Origin of the sequence: Vreelandella lionensis, from assembly GCF_044543515.1 — a bacterium.
Taxonomy (GTDB): Bacteria; Pseudomonadota; Gammaproteobacteria; order Pseudomonadales; family Halomonadaceae; genus Vreelandella; species Vreelandella lionensis.
In genome coordinates this window covers 1-14,314 of the sequence record NZ_JBITWC010000025.1, presented here as the reverse complement: position 1 = coordinate 14,314, position 14,314 = coordinate 1, and the positions used below count along the sequence as shown (strand labels likewise).

17 protein-coding genes, 1 tRNA gene and 1 pseudogene are annotated in these 14,314 nt (G+C 56.0%); 16 read left to right on the top strand and 3 right to left on the bottom strand.

What is annotated here, in order from left to right:
• Positions 1-339 precede the first annotated feature (339 nt).
• The 13 genes from ACIGG6_RS14835 (at position 340) to ACIGG6_RS14775 (ending at position 9,195) form a co-directional block, all read left to right on the top strand.
• A complete protein-coding gene (locus tag ACIGG6_RS14835; protein ID WP_399845425.1) occupies positions 340-1,638 on the top strand; it encodes a tyrosine-type recombinase/integrase in 1,299 nt (432 codons plus the stop codon).
• Positions 1,639-2,308: 670 nt separating this feature from the next.
• Entirely contained in the window at positions 2,309-2,521 is a 213-nt protein-coding gene (locus ACIGG6_RS14830; RefSeq protein ID WP_399845424.1) for a helix-turn-helix transcriptional regulator, read from the top strand.
• The gene (locus ACIGG6_RS14825) at positions 2,518-2,661 is read left to right on the top strand and encodes a hypothetical protein (protein WP_399845421.1); all 144 of its coding nucleotides are present in this window, start codon (positions 2,518-2,520) and stop codon (positions 2,659-2,661) included. Before ACIGG6_RS14830 ends, ACIGG6_RS14825 begins: the two co-directional genes overlap by 4 nt.
• On the top strand, positions 2,658-2,906 hold the full coding sequence (locus ACIGG6_RS14820; protein WP_399845420.1) for a hypothetical protein: 249 nt from the start codon (positions 2,658-2,660) through the stop codon (positions 2,904-2,906). The genes ACIGG6_RS14825 and ACIGG6_RS14820 overlap by 4 nt, the downstream gene beginning before the upstream one ends.
• On the top strand, positions 2,903-3,079 hold the full coding sequence (locus ACIGG6_RS14815) for a hypothetical protein (protein WP_399845417.1): 177 nt from the start codon (positions 2,903-2,905) through the stop codon (positions 3,077-3,079). The genes ACIGG6_RS14820 and ACIGG6_RS14815 overlap by 4 nt, the downstream gene beginning before the upstream one ends.
• Positions 3,076-3,306, top strand: a complete 231-nt coding sequence (locus ACIGG6_RS14810; protein ID WP_399845416.1) for a hypothetical protein — start codon at positions 3,076-3,078, stop codon at positions 3,304-3,306. Before ACIGG6_RS14815 ends, ACIGG6_RS14810 begins: the two co-directional genes overlap by 4 nt.
• Complete coding sequence (locus ACIGG6_RS14805) at positions 3,291-3,797, top strand: CHC2 zinc finger domain-containing protein (protein ID WP_399845414.1); 507 nt, start codon at positions 3,291-3,293, stop codon at positions 3,795-3,797. Before ACIGG6_RS14810 ends, ACIGG6_RS14805 begins: the two co-directional genes overlap by 16 nt.
• Complete coding sequence (locus tag ACIGG6_RS14800) at positions 3,790-5,295, top strand: YfjI family protein (protein ID WP_399845411.1); 1,506 nt, start codon at positions 3,790-3,792, stop codon at positions 5,293-5,295. The genes ACIGG6_RS14805 and ACIGG6_RS14800 overlap by 8 nt, the downstream gene beginning before the upstream one ends.
• On the top strand, positions 5,295-5,675 hold the full coding sequence (locus ACIGG6_RS14795; protein ID WP_399845408.1) for a hypothetical protein: 381 nt from the start codon (positions 5,295-5,297) through the stop codon (positions 5,673-5,675). The genes ACIGG6_RS14800 and ACIGG6_RS14795 overlap by 1 nt, the downstream gene beginning before the upstream one ends.
• Positions 5,668-6,246 carry a hypothetical protein gene (locus ACIGG6_RS14790; protein WP_399845405.1) on the top strand — a complete coding sequence of 193 codons (579 nt, stop codon included), beginning with the start codon at positions 5,668-5,670 and terminating at the stop codon, positions 6,244-6,246. Before ACIGG6_RS14795 ends, ACIGG6_RS14790 begins: the two co-directional genes overlap by 8 nt.
• A 154-nt stretch (positions 6,247-6,400) precedes the next feature.
• Entirely contained in the window at positions 6,401-7,390 is a 990-nt protein-coding gene (locus ACIGG6_RS14785) for a hypothetical protein (protein WP_198348821.1), read from the top strand.
• Between the two features lie 40 nt (positions 7,391-7,430).
• On the top strand, positions 7,431-7,835 hold the full coding sequence (locus ACIGG6_RS14780; protein ID WP_399845403.1) for a hypothetical protein: 405 nt from the start codon (positions 7,431-7,433) through the stop codon (positions 7,833-7,835).
• A complete protein-coding gene (locus ACIGG6_RS14775) occupies positions 7,822-9,195 on the top strand; it encodes a phage terminase large subunit (RefSeq protein WP_399845401.1) in 1,374 nt (457 codons plus the stop codon). Before ACIGG6_RS14780 ends, ACIGG6_RS14775 begins: the two co-directional genes overlap by 14 nt.
• 570 nt (positions 9,196-9,765) lie before the next feature.
• On the opposite strand, the gene ACIGG6_RS14770 is transcribed toward ACIGG6_RS14775, so the two are convergent.
• Positions 9,766-9,842, bottom strand: a tRNA-Arg gene (locus ACIGG6_RS14770).
• 155 nt (positions 9,843-9,997) lie between these two features.
• On the opposite strand from ACIGG6_RS14770, the gene ACIGG6_RS14765 reads away from it, so the two are divergent.
• Genes ACIGG6_RS14765 through ACIGG6_RS14755 form a run of 3 tightly spaced genes read left to right on the top strand, consistent with a single transcriptional unit; the run spans position 9,998 to position 12,776 of the window.
• On the top strand, positions 9,998-10,996 hold the full coding sequence (locus ACIGG6_RS14765; protein ID WP_399845399.1) for a TRAP transporter substrate-binding protein: 999 nt from the start codon (positions 9,998-10,000) through the stop codon (positions 10,994-10,996).
• Positions 10,996-11,520: a TRAP transporter small permease gene (locus ACIGG6_RS14760; RefSeq protein WP_399845398.1), complete on the top strand. Its 525-nt coding sequence runs from the start codon at positions 10,996-10,998 to the stop codon at positions 11,518-11,520. Before ACIGG6_RS14765 ends, ACIGG6_RS14760 begins: the two co-directional genes overlap by 1 nt.
• On the top strand, positions 11,517-12,776 hold the full coding sequence (locus tag ACIGG6_RS14755) for a TRAP transporter large permease (protein WP_399845397.1): 1,260 nt from the start codon (positions 11,517-11,519) through the stop codon (positions 12,774-12,776). The genes ACIGG6_RS14760 and ACIGG6_RS14755 overlap by 4 nt, the downstream gene beginning before the upstream one ends.
• Here ACIGG6_RS14755 and ACIGG6_RS14750 read toward each other — a convergent pair.
• Both ACIGG6_RS14750 and ACIGG6_RS14745 read right to left on the bottom strand, forming a co-directional pair.
• Entirely contained in the window at positions 12,743-13,192 is a 450-nt protein-coding gene (locus ACIGG6_RS14750) for a carboxymuconolactone decarboxylase family protein (protein WP_399845396.1), read from the bottom strand. The two genes, ACIGG6_RS14755 and ACIGG6_RS14750, sit on opposite strands and share 34 nt — an antisense overlap.
• A 3-nt stretch (positions 13,193-13,195) precedes the next feature.
• A pseudogene (locus ACIGG6_RS14745) lies at positions 13,196-14,084 on the bottom strand (D-2-hydroxyacid dehydrogenase family protein).
• Between the last annotated feature and the right edge of the window lie 230 nt (positions 14,085-14,314).

Here is a 14,314-nt window from a genome sequence, read left to right as displayed (position 1 = left end):
GTGTCAGATTAAAGCCGCAGGTCAACGGCTGAGTAGCAGGGTTTGAAGGCAATATTGGCAGGCGTGGCACATGGATGACACAGATTTGACACAGCCAAAACAAAAGGGCTTACGCGTTAACGTAAGCCCTTGATATGTTTGGCGCGCCCGGTAGGAATTGAACCTACGACCTTCGGCTTCGGAGAACTAAACTCTTTAACTTCCACATACTTCCATAGACAAATAAAACCCAATAAAACAAGGCATCTATAATTTTTTATTGTCTATGCTTGTCTATTCATGTCTGTGGTTATAGACTCAAAATGCAGTTACCAGAGTGGTACTGAACAGGAGTCAGCCATGATAACCACCGACCGCCAGCTTCAAGCACTCAAGCCCAAAGGCACCGTTTATTGGGAAAGCGTGAAGTCACCTCATGGTGGCGGCTTGGCTATTCGTGTGCAGCCCACTGGATCAAAGGCGTGGTATTACCGCTACCGCTACAATGGCAAGCAAGACACCTACAGCCTTGGCCGCTACCCAAGCGTGGGCTTGCAAGAGGCGAGGGAAAGCCACGGTGAAGCCGTCACCTTGCACGCTCAAGGCATTAACCCAAAGCACGCACAGCGCGATGAAAAGGCACGAAATGAGTCAGCCTGGACAATGGCCGAGCTATTCGAGTATTGGCTTCGGAGCTACGCCAAGACCCCCACGGTACGGACTAAGCGCGTGCCTTCGCCGCTTGTTGTAGAGCAAGCGCGCTGGCGTTGGGGCCACTACCTAAAAGACCGTGTAGGTACCCTGTTGGTCAAACACATGGATGCCCGCACAGTGAAAAGCACCGTCTCAAAAATAGCGGACACACAGTCGCGCAACCAAGCGAGCAAGTGCCTAACCATGTTGCGGGCCATGCTGGCGCATGCTGAGGCACATGGGCAAATTGATACCAACCCCGCGCAAGGTATCCAGCCAAGCCAGTTAGGCGCTACCAAATCGGCACCACGTGACCGTGTGCTAAGCCTTTCAGAGATCAAGCGCCTATGGGATGCGATAGAAAGCGCTCGCCTGGACACTAGCGCCGCCGCTGCGCTCAAGCTGCTAATACTGACCGGGCAACGCCGAGGGGAGCTACTGCAAGCTAAGTGGCAGCATATCGACCTAGACGGTGCCACCTGGACACTGCCAGCCATAACCACCAAGTCACGCCGGGAGCATACCGTTTACCTTTCAAGCGCCGCCGTTGACCTGCTACGGGAGCAGCAAGCCGTAACGGGCAACCTGGAATACGTGTTTGAAAGCCAGCGTGCCAGCGGCCAACCGATTGGTGACGCCAGCCTAACCACTGCCATTGCGCGCTTACAGGGGCGCAAGCTGGCAAAGCAGGACATGAAAGCGCCACTTGCCGACATGCCACGCTTCAGCGTTCACGACCTGCGCCGCTCGATGGCTACGGGCCTGCTAAAGCACTTTGGCACCGCGCCGCATGTTGTCGAGCAAATGCTGAACCATGCGCCGACGGATCGCTTAATTGAAACCTATCAGCGCCACGACTACGCCAAGGAGCAGCGTTTAGCCTGGCAGGCATGGGGGCAGTTGATCGTGAGCGCAGAGGCAGCCGAGCAAACAAACGTGGTACCAATGCGGAAGGCCAAACGATGAAAAATTTCAGAAAAGGCCCATCTACCTCCCCCCTAAACCCCCTAAAGGTGCCGAAGCTGACCAAGAAGGTCAAATTGCTAAAGTCAATCTTATGAAAAATTTTTTGGTTTTAGAGAGCGTGCATGAATGCAGCTCACTCCCTATAGTAGCAATTGGCATCACTGGGAATCACTGCGCGTCACTGGGCAGCAAAAAAAGGGGAGGTACCAGATAGCGAGGAGAGGAAAAACGTGTGAAACATTCCGTGAAACAACTATATGGATTGAATTCTTATAGAATGCAGTTAGCATTAAGAAGTGATCACTGTTCGTCTATACAGACATGCAGTGATTAAAAAAGAAGGCCAGAACCCGGTGAAAGTTTGCAGACCCTACCCGTGGTTCTGGCGTTACACCCAAGCCAGTGAGACTGACAAGGGAAAAGCGGATGCTCAGCAACACGAAAACGCACCACTCCCTAATGCTTGACGTTGGCGCGTCAAGCGGAGCAGTGCGTAGTCGAGTTAAAGAGCGTGGAACTAGTTCCTTTAAATGGAACGATGTTCCTGTACCTAATGTTAGGACACATGAACCTCAGGTACAACAAGAAAAGGTAACTCAGATACCATCTGTGGTTATCACTCCCCGCCTAATCCTGTTAGTCCAACTGGCCTCGATCGAGGAAAGCCAGCATGGCTACAGCACTTCAAAAGAAGCTACTCACCGAACGCGAAGCCGCCGAATACCTCGGCTATCGCCCCGCCTCGCTTCGCCAATCCCGCTTTATGGGGGCGTTGGCCGGAGCAAAACCACCCAAACATATCAAGCTAAACCGCGCTGTTCGTTACAACATTGCTGATCTAGACGCCTGGATCGAGCGAGTAGCCAAGGGGGAAACGGCATGAGAGTTACCCGTGATCAACTCGCCCGTCTGACGGCAATCCTCGCCCCCTATCGTGGGGAAAAGCTAACGCGCCCGGTTATAGACCTTGCCCTAGCGCTAGCCAAAGGGAATAGCCACGGCAACGCAGAGGTGAGCCAATGAGCCTATTCAAAATCACCTTCGCCCGCACTGGTCAAGAAACCGTCATTGAAGCCACCGATTGGCGTGATGCTGTGCGCCAGACTGGCCGTAGTGACGCTTGCCATATCACCCACCACGAAAAGGCCGTCGTCCCAGTAGCTGCTTGGTTTGATGCCGATACGCCGCACGGTATCGGTGCACACACCGTAGAGAGCGCGCTGGCTGGTGCTGTTGCCTACCTGGATTCTCAGGAGGTGGCCCAATGATGCCCATCGCCATTAACTGCGACCTACGCACCCGGATCATCCGCTTTCACTTCACCAACCCGGATCGCTTCTTAACAGCCGAGCAGGCGCTTGCTAGCGGTTTAGTCAATCGCCTTGAGTTCGAGGAGATTCAGCGCGAAGCCCAGGCATTTAGCAAGGAGACTGGCCTATGACTCCTCAAGATCAAACCTACCTGCTGAAAGCTGCCCTTACTGGGGACGTGCGCCAAATGGAACAGGCGTCAAAAATCCTCGCTGGCGTGGCGATGCTGCTTAACGACCATGACATTGATGGGCTGAAACGTGAGGCGCTTATAGAAACGCTGTGGCTGCTGTCTAGCACCTTCGAGGAGCGCCGCGACTGGCTGCAAGAGGAGGGCTATGTATGCGAGGAGCAATAAAAACGCCCGACCGAAGCCGAGCGCATAAAAGTACTGTTCAAGCCAATAATAGCACCCGCCCGGACGTTTACGCCATCTTGGATCGACTCGACAAGGTGAAAGAAAACGGGCCAGGGCGTTGGCTGGCGTGCTGCCCGGCACACCAAGACCGCTCGCCTAGTCTGGCGGTGCGTGAAACCTCAGACGGCACCATCCTGATGAAGTGCTTCGCAGGATGCCCAACGGGGGACGTGCTAGCCGCTATCGGCTTAGAGCTTAAAGACCTATTCCCTCAGCGTGATAACGACGCATACACCGCTAGCAAGCGCCCTGGGGAGCGTTGGGTTCCCCGTGACGTATTGGCAGCGGTAGCGCGTGAAGCACTGATTGCACTGTTAGCGGCTGAGGCGGTGCATAGCGGGACGCTGCTATCTGATGACGACCGCAACCGCTTGGCGGTGGCCGCTGGCCGTCTGAGGGCTGCCGCAAAGGAGGTGGGCGCTCATGTTTAACGCGGCTGAAAACTGGCTAGACCAGCAAGTCGATAAGGTGACGCCCCCGAGGGCGTTACCGCAAAGCCTCCCCGAAGTGCCGAGCTTTCAACCGGAAATGTTGCCGGAAGAGCTGCGCGACTATGTGCTCGACGTTGCCCAACGTATCCAGTGCCCGCCGGAATACTGTGCAGTATCGGCGCTAGCCCTGTTAGCTGGCTTGGTAGGCCATAAAGTGCGTATGCGCCCGAAGCAGCATGATGACTGGGAAATTGTCATTGTGCTGTGGGCGGTGCTGGTGGGCGACCCTTCAGCAATGAAAACCCCGGCAATCAAGGCAATGCGCTTTGCTATTGACGCCATTGAAGCGGAAGCAAGGAGAGAGCACGAAAAGGGCGTTAAGGCTTACAAGGAAGAGATTGAGCTATTCGAGATCGCTAAAGCAGCGGTTAAGAAAAAGGCTAAGGATCAAGCCGCTAAAGGAGAAATGGGTGCAGCCAAGGAGACCTTGGGCAGCCTCAAGGAGCCTGAGCCCCCTGAGCCTGCTGAGCGCTACATTTTGAACGATGCAACGGTGGAAAAAGCGGGCGAACTGATGAACCAGTTTGATCACCACTTAACCATCTTACGGGATGAACTGGCGGGCCTGCTGGCAAAACTTCAGCAAGAAGAGAACGCCGCTGAACGCGCCTTCTACCTAGAGTGTTTCAATGGTGATTCACGATTTACTTATGACCGCATTGGCCGGGGAACGGTGGCTATTGAACGGTGTGCCTTAAACATCATTGGCGGCATTCAGCCAAGCAAGCTAGCGCCTATCGTGCGAGGTGCTAAGGGGACGGTTAACGATGGCTTGATACAGCGTTTCCAACTGGCTGTTTGGCCAGACGGCAAGTCTTCTTGGAAATGGATCGACCGCAAACCTGACCCTAAAGCAAAGGAGCGCTTTTCCCAGGTCTTTTACCGCCTGCACTCGCTGGAATTGGGTACTGATGAAGATGGAGACCCACCCGCTTGGCGCTTCACCGCCGATGCTCAAGAGCTATTCATCGAGTGGATGACAGAGATCAACGTCGAGTGCCGTTCCGGCAATCTTTCCCCACTAATGTCTGAGCACCTACTGAAGATGCCTAAAACGGTAGGTAGCCTGGCGCTGCTTTTCGCGGTGATAGATGGCGAGCAAGGCAGCGTGGGCAAGACCTCTACCGCCCGCGCCCTTGAGTGGGCCGACTTCCTGCGCGCTCATGCAGAGCGCTTGTATAGCGCAGCCACCAACAGCGGCATCCAGGGTGCCAAGTTGATTTTGAAACGTCGCCAGAAGCTACCTAACCCTTTCAAGGTTAAGCAGGTACAGCAACGCGGTTGGCAAGGATTGGACACGACCGAGGCCGTGCAAGGGGCATTAGATGTGCTTGTTGAACATGGCTACCTGACTGAAATGGAGGTGCCGACAACCGGAAGGCCACGCATCGACTTCTATTGGCATTCGGAGTACGTGCCGAATCAGGAGGGCGAGTAATGGGACGCTGGCTTGAAAAAATAGAAAAAGGGGATGGTGACACCCCCCGTAAACCACCTAGAAGCCCTTTAGGGGCTTTAGGGGGGGAGGTAGATGGGCCTTTTCCAGAAAAAAGCGAAGATAGCCGCCCGGTAACGTCTACCGATTGGCTGGAGTGGATCGCTGAACGCTGCCCCCTGGTGCCGGAAGATCGCCGCCATGTAGCTACGGGCCTGCTACGCCTTCACCCACGAATGCAGCAACGCCTGGCTGAACGCTACGTCGAGACATGGCGGTCTGCTGCCGATGATGAACCTACCTATCACAAACGCGACAACGCTGGCCGCCATGCCGCCAACCTAATCATTACACGCCTAAAGAGAGGTGCCGAGTATGTCTGAAGTCACTATTGAGCAACTGCAAGCCGATAACGAAAGCCTTACTGCTGAACTGGAAAAGGTGAAAGCCAAAAATGCCGAGCTATTGGGTAAAGTGAAAAAAGCCCAACAAGGCAGCGGTGAATACTCTGAACGCCTGGAAGCCCTAGAGGCCGAAAACCAGAGCCTAAAATCAGAGCTTCGCTCCTTTACCTTCGACAGCCCGGTTAATGCTGTATTTAAGGAGGTTAGCGGCGCTGGATCTATCTTTAGAGAATCCTTTGAAAAGCACTTCAGCATTATTCAAGATGAATACGAGGGCCGTTTCTGGATTCACGATAAAGATGGCAATCCAATTTATAAAACGGTGAAGCAAGGGAAGTACGGCAATAAAGAGGAGCCGAGAGAATTGACGTTTAACGATATTCGAGACGTTATTGATGAATACGGCCTCGAGGAGCTGCAATTTTTCCTTCCCAAGCCTATAGGGAGTGGCGCGCCCGGTAATGATGGTCGCAATTATTCCCGCGCCGCTCCTGCTGCTGAAAAGCCTAAAGAAGCATCGGATAACGTGCCAACCTTCGGCATGCGGTGATATAGTAAACGGGTGGCCCTAATGGGGCTGCCCTTCTCGCCCTAATGGGGCAAAGCCCACTAACCGCTTAGCGTTAGTAACTTAGCCCTGATGGGGCACCCTCCAAGACTAATGGTCTGTGAGAATCACTTAACCCATATTTTATGGTGATTCCATGGCTACTGTACGCCTAACCGATATTATTGAACCCGCCACTTTCACTGGCTACACGCTGCAAGAAACCATGCAAAAAACCGCCCTGGTGCGTGCTGGTGTTGCAGTCCGAAACAATGTGATTGCCGAGCAACTTAAAGCGGGGTCCCATAGCTTCACCGTGCCTTTCTGGCGTGACCTGGAAGACGACGAAGCCAATATTGTTAACGATGACCCGGATATTCACTCCACCCCTAAGAAGATTGGCAGCGGGAAGCAGATTGTGCGTAAAAGCTATCTGCACCAAAGCTGGTCTGCCATGAACCTAGCGTCTGAAATCGCCGGGGATGACGCCCTAGCGAAGATTCAGAGCCGTGTGGTGGCCTACTGGGATCGACAGCTTCAAAAGCGCCTGGTGGCGTCTTTGCGCGGCATCATGGCCGACAACATCGCCAACTTTGACGGTGATATGGTGCTGGATATTAGCGCCGAGACCGGGGCCGCTGGTGTGTTTGGTGCTGAAGCGGTGATTGATGCCACTGGCACCCTTGGCGACTCGATGAGCAACCTAGTCTCTATCGCCATGCATAGCGATATTTACCGGCGCGCCCTCAAGAATGACCTAATCGAGTTTATCCCCGACTCCCAAGGCGGAACCATTGCCACCTTCCGAGGCTTGGCGACCGTGGTAGACGATGGCTTGCCAGTGAACGAAGGCGCTTATACCTGTGCGCTGTTTGGTGCTGGTGCCGTGGGCTATGGCGCTGCTGAGCCGAGCATTGCTGATGGCACGGAAGTTGAAAACCTACCGTCTGCTGGTCGTGGTGGCGGTCAACAAATCCTGCACAGCCGCATGAACATGGGTATGCACCCTGCTGGCTTTACGTGGGTGGAAGATACCGTTGCCGACGAATCCCCCAGCCTTTCCGAGCTAGCCCTTCCCGCCAATTGGAGCCGCGTGGTAGAGCGTAAGGCCGTACCCCTGGCCTTCCTTATCGCCCGCGCTCAATAACCGACCTTGGCCCCTACGGGGGCCATTTAGGAGGCAAGATATGGCGAAGTGCGCCGGAACCCAAAAGAAGCCCCCCAAGGGCACCGAAAAGAAAATTCTTGATATGAGTCAGCGGGGCTTGTCACTCAAAGCCATGGCCCGTGGGCTAGGTATCAGCACCGCTTTATTCCAAGCATGGCGGGAAAATCACCCCGAGCTACAAAACGCGCTCGATGAAGGCCGAGAAATTGAGCATACCAAGCTAAGAAGCGCCCTGATGGATCAGGCAGAGAGCGGCAACGTAACAGCGGCCATCTTCCTGCTGAAGTGCCGCCATGGCTACCGTGAAGGCGACCAAGGCGAATTGGCCAACCGTGTGAGCGTGACCTTCCAGCTACCAGGGCCGCAATCACTGGAAGACTTCAGCCGAACCATAGATGGGGAGGTGGTACGTGGAAGCGATTGAGCTTAACGACTTTCAACAGCGAACCCTTGCTGCCCCTGAAGAACTCGACCTGTTTCTAGGCGGTGGCCGGGGTGGTGGTAAGTCTTACGGCTTGGCCCTGCTGTGCTTACGTCACGTTGAAATGTATGGGGAGCAGGCCCGCATTCTCTACCTGCGCAAAACCTACAAAGGGCTGGCTGACTTCGAGCTGATAACTCGCACGCTGTTTGGCATGGTGTATGGCACCAGTGCCCGGTATAACCAAGGCGAGCATGTTTGGAAATTCCCCAACGGGGGATATTTAGAGCTTGGCCAGCTAGAAACCCAAGGCGATTATGCCAAGTACCAAGGCCGTAGCTTTACGCTGCTGATTATTGATGAAGCGGGGCAGTACCCTACCCCCGACCTTCTCGACCTGATGCGCTCCAACTTGCGCGGCCCTAAAGATATGCCTATTCGCGTAGTGGTAGCGGCCAACCCTGGCGGCCCTGGTCATCATTGGATCGCCCGCCGCTATGTGTTTCAGGCTGAGCCCTGGAAACCGTTTTACGAGGAAAAGAGCAAGCGGCAATGGCTGTATTGCCCCTCCACCTTCCAAGGCAATCATTTAATCGACCGGGAGCAGTACAGAGATCAGCTAGAAAGCGCGTGTCCTGATGATCCTGAACTATTGCGGGCATGGGTAGAGGGCGACTGGGCCGTTAACCGTGGCGCCTACTTCGCGTCTGTGTTGGAGGAGAGCCGCAACGCCGTATCCACCTGGCAGGAAATCCCCGACGATTGGACGGTATACCTTACCCACGACTTTGGGAGCAGCGCCCCCAGCGTGACGTATATCTGTGCTGTATCACCGGGTGGCTTTGGGCCTGATGATCGCTTCTACCCGCGTGGCTCTATTGTGCTGGTGGATGAAATGCACACCGCCAGACGTGAGAACCCAGACCGGGGACTAGGCTGGACAGTGCCCGTGCTTGGTGAGGAGATCGTCAAGTGGTGCCAGCAATGGGGAGTGAAGCCTGAAGGCGTGGCCGATGATGCGATATTTGCCAAGACAGGATCAGGGGCCGGAAGTATTGCCGATGAATTTCATAATGCAGGCGTTACCTTCCACCCTGCTAAGAAGGCCGACCGTATCACCGGGTGGAACATCATGCGCCGCCTTTTGGGGGATGCTGGCAAACCTGACCGCCCCGGCCTGTATATCGCCCGGCACTGTGAGTATTTCTGGGATACCGTGCCTTACTTAGCGCGTGACCAGAAGCGTATAGAGGATATGGAAACTACGGGGCCGGATCACGCCGCCGATGCTGTGCGGTATGGCTGTCTGAGGAAGGAGCCGCAAAGGGCAGGGATGAGACGTATTAGAGGGCTTTGCGCTTAGTAGTGATGGGGATTAGTCGGAGAGTGCCCCAGACATAGAAAACCCCGACAGCCTGCGCGTCAACGTTCCGAGTAGTAGTGACGGTGGTAGGCGCTTCAAGCCCTGGCTATCGCTGGGGCTTTTTCATTTGAAACCGGAAAAGAGGAGGAATCCCATCTTTTAATTGTGAGCCTGAGTCACTTCAAGCCGTGGTCAAGCTGACCACCCCCAGACGGCCAAATTGGCGTTCCCGGCGATGCCCGTTTATTGGGTAACGCTAATGGGCTTGGAACCTAGCCGATTCCCTAGGCGCTAACAGAGTCGCTTAAAGACATTCTGTCCTAATGTGTGGAGGTTATTCCATCTAATCCCCCCAATGCCGGGTATTACGAAAGTTTCGTAGTGCTAGCTTTCCCGCACTTCCCCCAGCTTAAAAAAAGAGCGCGCAACGGCCAAGGCAACAAAACACAACACCAAACAAGGCCGATTCAAAACGCTTTGGGATTGCCGCTTGTGGTTACTAGCGTGGTTATAGCCACTGGCAGACCAAAACAAAAGGGCTCACGCTTTAACGTAAGCCCTTGATATGTTTGGCGCGCCCGGCAGGAATTGAACCTGCGACCTTCGGCTTCGGAGGCCGACACTCTATCCAACTGAGCTACGGGCGCTTTGGGTGCGTATCGTACCCGGGTGGGCGGGCTGTGTCTAGCGGCGGGGCGGTTTTAGGCTGCCTTGTGATTGACCGTTTTCCCTGCGGTGGTGCATGCTCTGGGGGCACTTTTGCACCTCTTACCCCCCCTTGGTCATATTGGGAACATAATAAATGAAAACATTTGCACGTAGTACGCTGGCACTGGGCATCTCACTGGCGCTGGTTAGCGCCGCGAACGCCAACGATTTTGCGGATATGGACCCGGTCACGCTGCGTTTGGCCCACGTGGTGAACGAGCAGGATGGCTTCCATATCGCTGCCACCAAGTTTGAAGAGCTGGTGGAAGAGCGCACTGATGGCAAGGTGAATATCGAGATCTTCCCCAACGCCTCGCTGGGCGATGAGCGCACGCTGCTGGAAGGCATGCAGATTGGCACCGTGGATATGGGCGTGATTACCAACGGGCCGGTGGCCAACTTTGTGGAAGAGATGGCGGTGTTTGAACTGCCGTTCCTGTTCCCCTCTCCGGAAGCCGCTTATAGCGTGCTAGATGGCCCCATCGGCCAGGAGCTGTTAGATAAGCTGGCGGACGTGAACCTGAAAGGCTTGGCTTACGCCGAGCGTGGTTTCCGTAACCTGACCAACAGCGAGCGGGCGGTAAATTCCCCAGAAGACCTGGATGGCCTGCGCATTCGCGTGATGGAAAACCCAGTGTACACCGATACCTTCCGCGAGCTGGGTGCCAACGCGATTCCGATGGCGTGGACCGAAGCGCTCACCGCCATGCAGCAGGGCACCATCGACGGCCAGGAAAACCCGGTGAACGTGATCCACTCGTTCAAACTGGATGAAACCCAGACCTACATGACGCTCTCTCGCCACACCTACGCCCCGGCGATTTTTGTGATGGGCATGCCCGCCTGGAACCAGCTCCCCGAAGCCGCCCAAGCGGTATTGGAAGAAGCCGCCCAGGAAGCCGCCGAGCATGAGCGCCAAGTGAACGCGGATATGGAAGCCGAACAGCTGGCAGCACTGCGCGAAGCAGGCATGGAAATTAACGACACCCCGGATATGGAAGCCTTCCAAGCCGCCGTTGCGCCGGTGTATGAGAAGTACGGCGAGCAGTTTGGTGATTACCTGCCGCGTATCCAGGAGGCGCTGCAACAGTGATGTCGTTTGCACAGCCTCTTTTGACGCTGCTGCAACGCATTGAACGCGGGCTGGATGCCATCATCCAGCCCGTGGTATTTGCGGGCATGGCGGCTTTAATTGGCGTAATCACGCTACAGATTGTCTCGCGGGTGCTGTTCAGCGCCGTGGGCTGGACCGAAGAGGTCGCGCGGTTTCTGCTGGTGTGGATCACCTTTTTAGCGGGTACGCTGGCGTTTCAGCGCGGGCGGCATATTGCCGTCACCTTTGCAGTAGATGCCATGCCACTGCCGCTGCGTAAGCTAGCCAGGCTCGCGGCGCTGGCAATTGTAGTGGCGTTTATGATCACACTGATCGTGATTGGCTACCGCTATATGCAGGTGCAGAGCTTCCAGAAATCCGCCTCGCTGCGGCTCTCGATGACCTATGTGTATGCGGTGATGCCGCTCGCAGCGGGCATCATGGCATGGTACGCCCTGGTGGATATGGTTGAGGTACTGGTGAACGGTGAACCCACGGCAGCCGACCAGGAGGAGCCGCTATGACGCTGGTACTCTTTGGGCTGTTCTTCCTGTTTATGCTGCTGGGCGTGCCGATTGCCTTCGCGATTGGAGCCAGCTCGCTGTACGCGCTGTATCAATCCGGCGTGCCGTTGATGGTAGTCACCCAGCAGATGTTCCAGGGCATTAACTCCTTTGCTCTGGTGGCTATTCCGATGTTTATCCTAGCCGGGGATTTAATGGCCCAGGGCAAAGTCAGCGAACGGCTGGTGAGCTTTGCCGATTCCCTGGTGGGCTTTATGCGCGGCGGGCTGTCGGTGGTGTCGGTCATGGCGGGCATGTTCTTTGCGGCTATTTCCGGCTCCGGCGCGGCCACCACGGCGGCGGTGGGTTCAAGCCTAGTGCCGGAGCTTAAGCGCAAAGGCTACGACCCCGCCTCAGCGGCTAGCTTAATTGCCGCTAGCGGTACCATTGGCGTAGTGATTCCCCCGTCGGTGCCGATGATTATCTACGCGGTCATTGCCCAGCAGTCGGTGTCGTCGCTGTTCTTGAACGGCTTTTTGCCGGGGCTGGCGATGGGTATAGCACTCATGGCCATTGCAATTACCCAGGCGTATAAACGCAAGTACCCGAAAGGTACGCCGCTCTCACTGGACACTATTTGGCGCACGTTAAAAGCGGCCAGCTGGGGGCTGATGACGCCGGTGATTATTCTGGGGGGGATCTTCTCGGGGATTTTCACGCCGTCGGAAGCGGCCGTGGTAGCGGTGAACTACGCGCTGCTGGTGTCGCTGTTTGTGTATCGGGATTTAACCCTACCTCAAGTGTATAAGCTGTTGATTCGCTCAGCGATGACCACGGCGGTGATCATGCTGGTGATTGCTATGTCGGCGGTGCTGAGCTGGACGCTCTCAAGCTGGCAGGTGCCCGGCGCGATTGCCCAGGCGGTACTGTCGCTCTCCACCAACCCCTACGTGATTATGCTGCTGGTGGTGGCGGTGATCCTGCTGACCGGGGTGTTTATCGAAACGGCCAGCGCCTTGATCATTCTGACCCCGGTGCTGCTGCCGCTAGTGCTGCAGCTGGGCATCGACCCGATCCACTTCGGGCTGATCATTGTGGTGGGGCTATCGGTTGGCATGATTACCCCACCCGTCGCCATCAACTTGTACGTGGCGTCGTCCGTTACCCAACTGCCGCTAGAGCGGATTACCCGCGCCATTATCCCTTACCTACTAGGGCTGATTGGCGTGCTGCTGCTGGTGGTTTACGTGCCCATACTGCTGGGCTGGTCGGGCTGAGGCGCCGCGTTAAACACCTCGCGGGCCGTGCGTAGCCCATCTATTGCGGCAGGGAAGCCGCAATAGGGCACGCACTGCAGCAGCACCTCGCGGATTTGCTCTTCGCTACAGCCGTTATTCAGCGCCCCACGTACGTGTACTTTGAGTTCGTGGGGCCTGTTCAAGGCCACCAGCATGGCAATGTTAATCAGGCTGCGAGTGTGCCGCTCTAGGCCAGGACGGTTCCAGATATCGTTCCAACACTGCTGCGTCACTAGCTCCTGCATCGGCCAGCCAAACTCGTCGGCTTGAGCCAACGCGGCGTCGACGTACTCATCCCCTAACACTTCGCGGCGGGTGGCTAACCCATCGGGGTTGAGCGCATCCCGCTTGCTCTGCAAAGAGCGCTCTGCTGAAGCATCACTGTTTGACGTCATGACTTAGCTCTCCTCGGCCAAGTTACGCCCTGGCGTGCCGGCATCAAACGCCAGCACGTTATCGAACGCATCGCCAAAGTAGAGCTCGTAGCTGTCTTTCTCCACGTAGCCCAGGTGCGGCGTGGCCAGGAAGTTGGGCAGCGCCAGCAGTGTATGTTCGATCACTGGCTCTTCATCGAATACGTCCACAGCGGCCATGCCGGGCCGCCCGGCTTTTAGCGCAGCCTCTAACGCGCCCGCCTCCACTAACGGCGCGCGGCTGGTATTTACCAGCACGGCCGTGGGCTTCATGCTGGCCAAATTCGCCGCTGTGACGATGCCGCGGGTTTCCGGGTTTAAGCGCAGGTGCAGGCTCAGCACGTCACTGCGCTCGAAAAACTCCTCTTGCGAAACCGCGACCTCTAGCCCTGCCGCTGCGGCCCGCTGACGGGTGCCTTCGCGGCCCCATACCAGTACGTTCATTTCAAACGCTTGGCCGTAGCGGGCCACTAACTGGCCTATTTTTCCATAGCCAAATACGCCCAGCGTGCGCCCTTTCAGGCCGGTGCCCAGGGTGCGCTGCCAGCGGCCTGCCTTGAGGTTTTCCACCTCTTCAGGAATGCGTCGCATGGCAGAGAGCACCAGCCCCTAGGTGAGCTCGGCCGCCGGTTTGGCTGATCAGCTTGAGCTTGGGCAGCCGCGCCAGCAGCGCCGCGGTGATCGGCGTACGCTCCCGAATCAGCACCAGCGCATCGGCATCTTGAAAGCGCTCAACCAACTCGTCTTCATCGCTCACGGTGTCGGTGTCGGTGTCGGTGTCGGTGTAAATCGTGACGTGGTGCCCCGCCAGCTTGGCGAAGGCGTCTAAGTCACGAACACAATCCTGGTAATCATCGGGGATGACAATGTGCATTAAAGCGGCTCCTTGCTCGGTGAGCGCGCTAAAGGGCGGCCCCCTTTAGCAGCGTGGCTGAAATACCGCTGCCAGGCAAACAACCGTACACCAATGTAGATATTAATATTCAAGATTGAGCTATGTATCGAGTGACTAAGGAGGCTCTGAAAAAGTCTCTGCCTTCAGCGATAATACGAACATCGTCAACTGCATAGGGTTCAGTGCTGCCATGGATCAGATCACCTTCT

What these genes read in the sequence shown, in the direction of transcription:
- ACIGG6_RS14820 (WP_399845420.1), top strand. Translation starts at nt 2,658, where the DNA reads ATGAGCCTATTCAAAATCACCTTCGCCCGCACTGGTCAAGAAACCGTC.
- ACIGG6_RS14755 (WP_399845397.1), top strand. Translation starts at nt 11,517, where the DNA reads ATGACGCTGGTACTCTTTGGGCTGTTCTTCCTGTTTATGCTGCTGGGC.
- ACIGG6_RS14835 (WP_399845425.1), top strand. Translation starts at nt 340, where the DNA reads ATGATAACCACCGACCGCCAGCTTCAAGCACTCAAGCCCAAAGGCACC.
- ACIGG6_RS14815 (WP_399845417.1), top strand. Translation starts at nt 2,903, where the DNA reads ATGATGCCCATCGCCATTAACTGCGACCTACGCACCCGGATCATCCGC.
- ACIGG6_RS14830 (WP_399845424.1), top strand. Translation starts at nt 2,309, where the DNA reads ATGGCTACAGCACTTCAAAAGAAGCTACTCACCGAACGCGAAGCCGCC.
- ACIGG6_RS14800 (WP_399845411.1), top strand. Translation starts at nt 3,790, where the DNA reads ATGTTTAACGCGGCTGAAAACTGGCTAGACCAGCAAGTCGATAAGGTG.
- ACIGG6_RS14780 (WP_399845403.1), top strand. Translation starts at nt 7,431, where the DNA reads ATGGCGAAGTGCGCCGGAACCCAAAAGAAGCCCCCCAAGGGCACCGAA.
- ACIGG6_RS14790 (WP_399845405.1), top strand. Translation starts at nt 5,668, where the DNA reads ATGTCTGAAGTCACTATTGAGCAACTGCAAGCCGATAACGAAAGCCTT.
- ACIGG6_RS14795 (WP_399845408.1), top strand. Translation starts at nt 5,295, where the DNA reads ATGGGACGCTGGCTTGAAAAAATAGAAAAAGGGGATGGTGACACCCCC.
- ACIGG6_RS14765 (WP_399845399.1), top strand. Translation starts at nt 9,998, where the DNA reads ATGAAAACATTTGCACGTAGTACGCTGGCACTGGGCATCTCACTGGCG.
- ACIGG6_RS14825 (WP_399845421.1), top strand. Translation starts at nt 2,518, where the DNA reads ATGAGAGTTACCCGTGATCAACTCGCCCGTCTGACGGCAATCCTCGCC.
- ACIGG6_RS14750 (WP_399845396.1), bottom strand. Translation starts at nt 13,192, where the DNA reads ATGACGTCAAACAGTGATGCTTCAGCAGAGCGCTCTTTGCAGAGCAAG.
- ACIGG6_RS14785 (WP_198348821.1), top strand. Translation starts at nt 6,401, where the DNA reads ATGGCTACTGTACGCCTAACCGATATTATTGAACCCGCCACTTTCACT.
- ACIGG6_RS14810 (WP_399845416.1), top strand. Translation starts at nt 3,076, where the DNA reads ATGACTCCTCAAGATCAAACCTACCTGCTGAAAGCTGCCCTTACTGGG.
- ACIGG6_RS14805 (WP_399845414.1), top strand. Translation starts at nt 3,291, where the DNA reads ATGCGAGGAGCAATAAAAACGCCCGACCGAAGCCGAGCGCATAAAAGT.
- ACIGG6_RS14760 (WP_399845398.1), top strand. Translation starts at nt 10,996, where the DNA reads ATGTCGTTTGCACAGCCTCTTTTGACGCTGCTGCAACGCATTGAACGC.